Source organism: Pseudomonas sp. K5002 (genome assembly GCF_013386655.1).
GTDB lineage: Bacteria > Pseudomonadota > Gammaproteobacteria > Pseudomonadales > Pseudomonadaceae > Aquipseudomonas.
Map to the genome: position 1 here is coordinate 1 of NZ_JACARK010000763.1, position 6,237 is coordinate 6,237.

Below are 6,237 nucleotides of genomic sequence, written 5' to 3' on the forward strand. Positions count from 1 at the left end.
GGCTGGCGCCGCGCCGCCGTTGCTGGGCTGGGTTGCCGTCACTGGCCACGTCAGCGCCGAGCCGTTGCTGCTGGTGCTGATCATCTTCGCCTGGACCCCGCCGCACTTCTGGGCCCTGGCGATTCACCGCAAGGAGGAATACGCCAAGGCCGACATCCCGATGCTGCCCGTGACCCACGGCGAGCACTACACCAAGGTGCATATCCTGCTCTACACCTTCGCCTTGCTGGCGGTCAGCCTGATGCCCTATGTCATCCACATGAGCGGCATGCTGTACCTGGTGTGCGCACTGGTTCTGGGCGGGCGCTTTCTGCAATGGGCCTGGGTGCTGTACCGTGGCAGTCGGCCGCACGCGGCGATCAACACCTTCAAGTACTCTATCTGGTACTTGTTCGCGCTGTTTATCGCCCTGCTCGTAGACCATTACCTATTGTTGAACCTATGACTCGAACTCAAAAAACTGTCTTCATTCTGGTGGCCATTGTCGCGTTGATCATGGGCCTGACCGTCAACAAAGTCCTGAGTGGCAAAGGCCAGGGCGACCCGACGGCCTTGATCGATGCCGGCATCATCCTGCTGCCGCAAAGCCGTCAGTTGCCACCGGTGACCATGACCAACCAGGACGGCCAGCCGGTGGTGGTCAACGAGCTGAAAGGCAAGTGGAGCGTGCTGTTCTTCGGCTACACCTTCTGCCCGGACATCTGTCCGACCACCCTCGCCCAGCTGCGGCAGATCAAGAGCGAGCTGCCCAAAGACGTTGTGGATAAGTTGCAGGTGATTTTGGTCAGCGTTGACCCGAACCGCGATACACCGGCGCAGCTCAAGCAGTACCTGGGCTACTTCGATCCACAGTTCGAGGGCCTGACCGGTGCGAATGTGGACGATGTGCAGAAGGTTTCGAATGCGGTGAGCATTCCGTTTATTCCGGCAGACACCAGCAAGCCCAACTACACCGTCGACCACAGCGGCAACCTCGCGCTGATCGGGCCGGATGGAACGCAACGCGGGTTTATCCGGGCGCCGTTGAACAACCAGAAGCTGGTAGCGCAGTTCCCGGGGTTGTTGCAGCGTAAATAAGCCTGCCGACCATTTTCTGAGCGACACAAATCAAATGTGGGAGCGGGCTTGCTCGCGAAGGCGGTGTGTCAGTCAACAGATGTATCGACTGAACCACCGCCTTCGCGAGCAAGCCCGCTCCCACATTGGTTTGGATCGTTCCCACGCTCTGCGTGGGAATGCCGCACTGGACGCTCTGCGTCCGCTTTTTCGATCGGGGTTTCGGCCTTGGATCAGAACGCCGGCAGGATCGCGCCTTTGTACTTCTCAAGAATGAACGCTTTCACTTCCGGGGTGTGCAGGGCTGCTACCAGCTTCTTCACCGCGTCCGAATCCTTGTTGTCTTCGCGGGTCACCAGGATGTTCACGTAAGGCGAGTCGTTGCCTTCGATCACCAGTGCGTCCTTGGAGGGGTCCAGCTTGGCTTCCAGGGCGTAGTTGGTGTTGATCAGCGCCAGGTCGACCTGGGTCAGCACGCGCGGCAGGGTGGCGGCTTCCAGTTCGCGGAATTTCAGGCCTTTCGGGTTTTCAGTGATGTCCTTGATGGTCGACAGGATGTTGGTCGGGTCCTTCAGGGTGATCAGGTTGTGCTTGGCCAGCAGCAACAGCGCACGGCCGCCGTTGGTGGCGTCGTTCGGGATCACGACGTTGGCGCCGCTTGGCAGGTCTTCCAGCTTCTTGTACTTGCTGGAGTAGGCGCCCAGAGGCTCCAGGTGCACAGCGCCAACGCTCACCAGATGAGTGCCCTTGGCTTTGTTGAACTCATCCAGGTACGGCTGGTGCTGGAAGAAGTTGGCGTCCAGGCGCTTTTCGGCCACCTGTACGTTTGGCTGAACGTAGTCGGTGAAGACTTTGACCTGCAGGTCCACGCCTTCCTTGGCCAGAGCCGGCTTCACGAATTCGAGGATTTCAGCGTGCGGCACCGGGGACGCGGCCACGGTGAGGGTTTCGGCGGCGTGGGCGGAGAACGCGGCAACGGCGGCGAAAGCAACCAGTAGTTTTTTCATTCAACAAGCTCCTTGTTCGGGAATTGGCCGGCTTAACGCCGGCAATAGCCGTTATTTTCGAGAAAAGTGCACCACCAGCTTGTCGCCGACGGTTTGCAGAATTTGTACCAGGATCAGCAGCAGCACCACGGTGACCACCATCACGTCGGTCTGGAAGCGCTGATAACCGAAGCGGATCGCCAAGTCACCCAGGCCACCGGCACCCACTACACCGGCCATGGCCGTGTAGGAAACCAGTGTAATCGCCGTCACCGTAATCGCCGCGAAGATGCCGGGGCGGGCTTCGGGCAGCAACGCGTTGGTAATGATCTGGCGAGTGGTCGCGCCCATGGCCTGGGTCGCTTCGATAATCCCGCGGTCCACTTCACGCAGCGCGGTTTCCACCAGGCGCGCAAAGAACGGCGTGGCACCTACCACCAGTGGCGGAATTGCACCGGCAACACCCAGCGAGGTGCCGGTGATCAGCACCGTGAACGGGATCATTACGATCAACAGGATAATGAACGGCAGCGAACGCAGGATGTTCACCACCAGCGACAACAGCGCATAAACATTCTTTTGTTCGAACAGCTGACGCGGGCTGCACAGGAACAGCAGCACGCCCAACGGCAAGCCCAGCAATACGGTGAACAGCAGCGAGCCGAACAGCATGGTCATGGTGTCGCCGGTGGCGAGCAGGATTTCCGACCAGTCGATGTTCGAGAAAAAGCTCAAGAGGATTTCCATTAGCGCAGCACCTCCATATGGACGTCTGCCGCGGTGAAGGCGGCGAAGGCGGCCTCCATGTCACCGCCGGTGACGGCGAGGGTCAGTTGCCCGTAGGGAATGTCTTTGATGCGGTCGATACGACCGGCGAGGATGCTGTAGTCCACACCCGTGTCGCGGGCGACGGTACCCAGCAGCGGCGCGTAGGTCGCTTCGCCCTGGAACGTCAGGCGCACGATGCGCCCCGGTACATGGGCGAAGTCATCGCGCTGTTCGCCTTCGTCGACTTGCTCGGATTCCTGCACGAAGCGCTTGGTGGTCGGGTGCTTGGGGTGCAGGAATACGTCGGCGACGGTGCCTTGCTCGACGATCACGCCGGCGTCCATCACGGCCACGTGGTCGCACACGCGGCGGATCACGTCCATTTCATGAGTGATCAGCACGATGGTCAGCTTCAGCTCGCGGTTGATCTCGGCCAGCAGTTGCAGGACCGAGGCCGTGGTCTGCGGGTCGAGGGCGCTGGTGGCTTCGTCGCACAGCAGGATTTTCGGCTTGGTGGCCAGTGCGCGGGCGATGCCGACGCGCTGCTTCTGGCCGCCAGACAACTGCGCCGGGTACTTCTTGGCATGGTCGGACAGGCCGACCCGGGCCAGCAATTCGGCCACGCGCAGGTCGATTTCCTTGCGGGAAAGTTCGCCCGCGAGGGTCAGCGGCAGCGCCACGTTGTCGGCAACGGTCTTGGATGCCAGCAGGTTGAAGTGCTGGAAGATCATCCCGACCTGTTGCCGGAAACGGCGCAGGCCGTTGGCGTCGAGGGCGGTGACTTCTTCGTCATCGACCTTGATCTGGCCGCCGCTGGGTTGCTCCAGGCGGTTGATCAGACGCAGCAAAGTACTTTTTCCCGCACCGGAATGGCCGATCAGACCAAACACCTGGCCATTTTCGACGCGCAGGTTGGTGGGATGCAGTGCGGGGATATCCTTACCGGCGACCCGGTAGGTTTTATGGACGTTATGAAACTCGATCACGTAGCGAACCTTGTGGGGCGCATTAAAAAGGGATCAGCGGTTAGCCGGGCGCGCATTTTAGCCTGTCCGTATAGCGTTTCTTAGCATTTATTTCTCATCCGACCAGCGATTTGGCAATAACGCGATCAAAGGTCATAAAAAAGGAACGGTACAAAACCGTGTCAGTCACTACATAAGCAACTCGAAACTCCCAGGTGCCGTGCCTGGGGTTTTGCTCAAGAAGAGCCGGGGATCGCTCTGGCCTACGCAAACGAGGAGTTTTTGTCTGATGAGTACTAAAAAGCCAGTTACCCCGCCCAAGAGCGAACTTGCGGGCACCGACACTCTGGACCGTGGCAACACCAACGCCAAGCTGCAAAGCCTGGAAACATTCCGCTCCGACGCGACGGGCCAGGCGCTGCGCACCAACCAGGGCGTGAAGGTTTCCGATAACCAGAACAGCTTGAAGGTCGGCTCCCGTGGTCCTTCTCTGCTGGAAGACTTCATCATGCGTGAAAAAATCACGCACTTTGACCATGAGCGGATCCCGGAACGCATCGTCCATGCCCGGGGCACCGGTGCCCACGGCTATTTCCAGACCTATGAAAATCATTCGGCGCTGACCAAGGCCGGGTTCCTGCGTAACCCGGAACATAAAACCCCGGTATTTGCGCGCTTTTCCACGGTTCAGGGCCCACGTGGCTCCGGCGATACCGTGCGTGACGTGCGTGGGTTTGCCGTGAAGTTCTTCACCGACGAAGGTAACTTCGACCTGGTGGGCAACAACATGCCGGTGTTTTTCATTCAGGACGCGATCAAGTTTCCTGACTTCGTGCATGCGGTAAAACCTGAGCCCCACAACGAGATTCCTACCGGCGGCTCGGCCCACGATACGTTCTGGGATTTTGTCTCGCTGCAGCCGGAGTCGGCGCACATGGTGATCTGGGCCATGTCTGACCGGGCAATCCCGAAAAGCCTGCGAACCATGCAGGGGTTTGGCGTGCACACCTTCCGCCTGGTGAATGCCGAGGGCAAATCCAACTTCGTCAAATTCCACTGGCGGCCTACCGTCGGCACCTGCTCCCTGGTGTGGGACGAGGCGCAGAAGCTGGCGGGCAAAGACACGGACTTCCACCGTCGTGACCTGTGGGAATCCATTGAAAGTGGCGATTACCCGGAATGGGAATTGGGCGTGCAGATCATCGCCGAAGAAGACGAGCATAAGTTCGACTTCGATATTCTCGACCCGACCAAGCTGATCCCCGAAGAGCTGGTGCCCATCACGCCGCTGGGCAAAATGGTGCTCAACCGCAACCCGGACAACTACTTTGCCGAGACCGAGCAAGTGGCGTTCTGCCCGGGGCATATCGTGCCGGGCATCGACTTCTCCAATGACCCGCTGCTGCAAGGCCGTCTGTTTTCCTACACCGATACGCAGATCAGCCGACTCGGCGGGCCGAACTTTCACGAGTTGCCGATCAACCGTCCGGTAGCGCCGTTCCATAACGGCCAGCGCGATGCCATGCACCGCACCACCATCGACAAGGGCCGCGCGTCCTACGAGCCGAACTCGATTGATGGCGGCTGGCCGAAAGAAACTCCGCCTGCGGCGCAGGACGGTGGTTTTGAGACGTATCCGGAGCGCATTGATGCCCACAAAATCCGTGAGCGCAGCGAGTCGTTCGGTGATCACTTCTCCCAGGCGCGCTTGTTTTTCCGCAGCATGAGCAAGCACGAGCAGGAGCACATCATCGCCGCCTACAGCTTTGAACTGGGCAAGGTGGAGCGTGAGTTTATTCGCGCTCGCCAGGTGAATGAGATCCTCGCCAACATCGACTTGGAACTGGCCAAGCGTGTGGCGCAGAACCTGGGCTTGCCAGGACCGACTAAAGGTACGGTGCCAGAGCGCAAGACGTCTCCGGAACGCTCGCCAGCGTTGAGCCAGGCCAATTTGCTGTCGGGTGATATCAAGACCCGCAAGGTGGCGATTCTGGCGGCGAACGGTGTTGATGGTGCGGCGATTTATGCCTTGAAGAAGGCGCTTGAGGCCGCAGGTGCGCATGCGAAGTTGCTGGGGCCTACCTCGGCGCCGGTAACGACGGCGGATGGCAAGAGCCTACCGGTGGATGCTTCCATGGAAGGCTTGCCTTCGGTGGCGTTCGATGCGGTGTTTGTGCCGGGTGGCGCCAAGTCGGTTCAGGCGTTGAGCGCTGATGGTGTGGCGTTGCATTACCTGCTGGAGGCGTACAAGCACCTCAAGGCAATTGCCCTGGCCGGTGAGGCGAAGCAGTTGCTGGATGTGCTGAAGCTTGAGGCGGATGCGGGCTTGATTGTGGGCGGCGACGCGAAGGCGTTTAAGGCGTTCTTTGCGGCGATTGCCCAGCATCGGGTCTGGGATCGGGAGCCGAAGGCTAAAGCTGTTCCGGCTTAAGGTATCGGTCGTTTGTTAGATCGCCTTCGCG

At 59.8% G+C, this 6,237-nt stretch carries 6 protein-coding genes; 3 read left to right on the plus strand and 3 right to left on the minus strand.

All coding sequences use genetic code 11. From position 1 onward, the window contains the following. Both HX846_RS27950 and HX846_RS27955 read left to right on the plus strand, forming a co-directional pair. On the plus strand, nt 1-445 hold a 445-nt coding region (locus HX846_RS27950), incomplete at its 5' end, for a UbiA family prenyltransferase (protein WP_178966530.1). Further along, entirely contained in the window at nt 442-1,077 is a 636-nt protein-coding gene (locus tag HX846_RS27955) for an SCO family protein (RefSeq protein ID WP_003214837.1), read from the plus strand. The genes HX846_RS27950 and HX846_RS27955, both read left to right, overlap by 4 nt. A gap of 212 nt (nt 1,078-1,289) precedes the next feature. Here the strand turns inward: HX846_RS27955 and HX846_RS27960 are convergent, their stop codons facing one another. The 3 genes from HX846_RS27960 to HX846_RS27970 are packed head-to-tail and all read right to left on the minus strand — an operon-like array spanning nt 1,290 to nt 3,796. Next, nucleotides 1,290-2,063 carry a MetQ/NlpA family ABC transporter substrate-binding protein gene (locus tag HX846_RS27960; protein WP_003214835.1) on the minus strand — a complete coding sequence of 258 codons (774 nt, stop codon included), beginning with the start codon at nt 2,061-2,063 and terminating at the stop codon, nt 1,290-1,292. A gap of 51 nt (nt 2,064-2,114) precedes the next feature. Further along, nucleotides 2,115-2,789: a methionine ABC transporter permease gene (locus tag HX846_RS27965; RefSeq protein WP_003214831.1), complete on the minus strand. Its 675-nt coding sequence runs from the start codon at nt 2,787-2,789 to the stop codon at nt 2,115-2,117. Then, the gene (locus HX846_RS27970; protein ID WP_003214829.1) at nt 2,789-3,796 is read right to left on the minus strand and encodes a methionine ABC transporter ATP-binding protein; all 1,008 of its coding nucleotides are present in this window, start codon (nt 3,794-3,796) and stop codon (nt 2,789-2,791) included. Before HX846_RS27970 ends, HX846_RS27965 begins: the two co-directional genes overlap by 1 nt. A gap of 268 nt (nt 3,797-4,064) precedes the next feature. On the opposite strand from HX846_RS27970, the gene katE reads away from it, so the two are divergent. Further along, a complete protein-coding gene (gene katE / locus HX846_RS27975; protein WP_178966531.1) occupies nt 4,065-6,206 on the plus strand; it encodes a catalase HPII in 2,142 nt (713 codons plus the stop codon). Nucleotides 6,207-6,237 lie beyond the last annotated feature (31 nt).

Coding starts and splice junctions, on each gene's coding strand:
- HX846_RS27955 (WP_003214837.1), top strand. CDS start 442: ATGACTCGAACTCAAAAAACTGTCTTCATTCTGGTGGCCATTGTCGCG.
- HX846_RS27960 (WP_003214835.1), bottom strand. CDS start 2,063: ATGAAAAAACTACTGGTTGCTTTCGCCGCCGTTGCCGCGTTCTCCGCC.
- HX846_RS27965 (WP_003214831.1), bottom strand. CDS start 2,789: ATGGAAATCCTCTTGAGCTTTTTCTCGAACATCGACTGGTCGGAAATC.
- katE (WP_178966531.1), top strand. CDS start 4,065: ATGAGTACTAAAAAGCCAGTTACCCCGCCCAAGAGCGAACTTGCGGGC.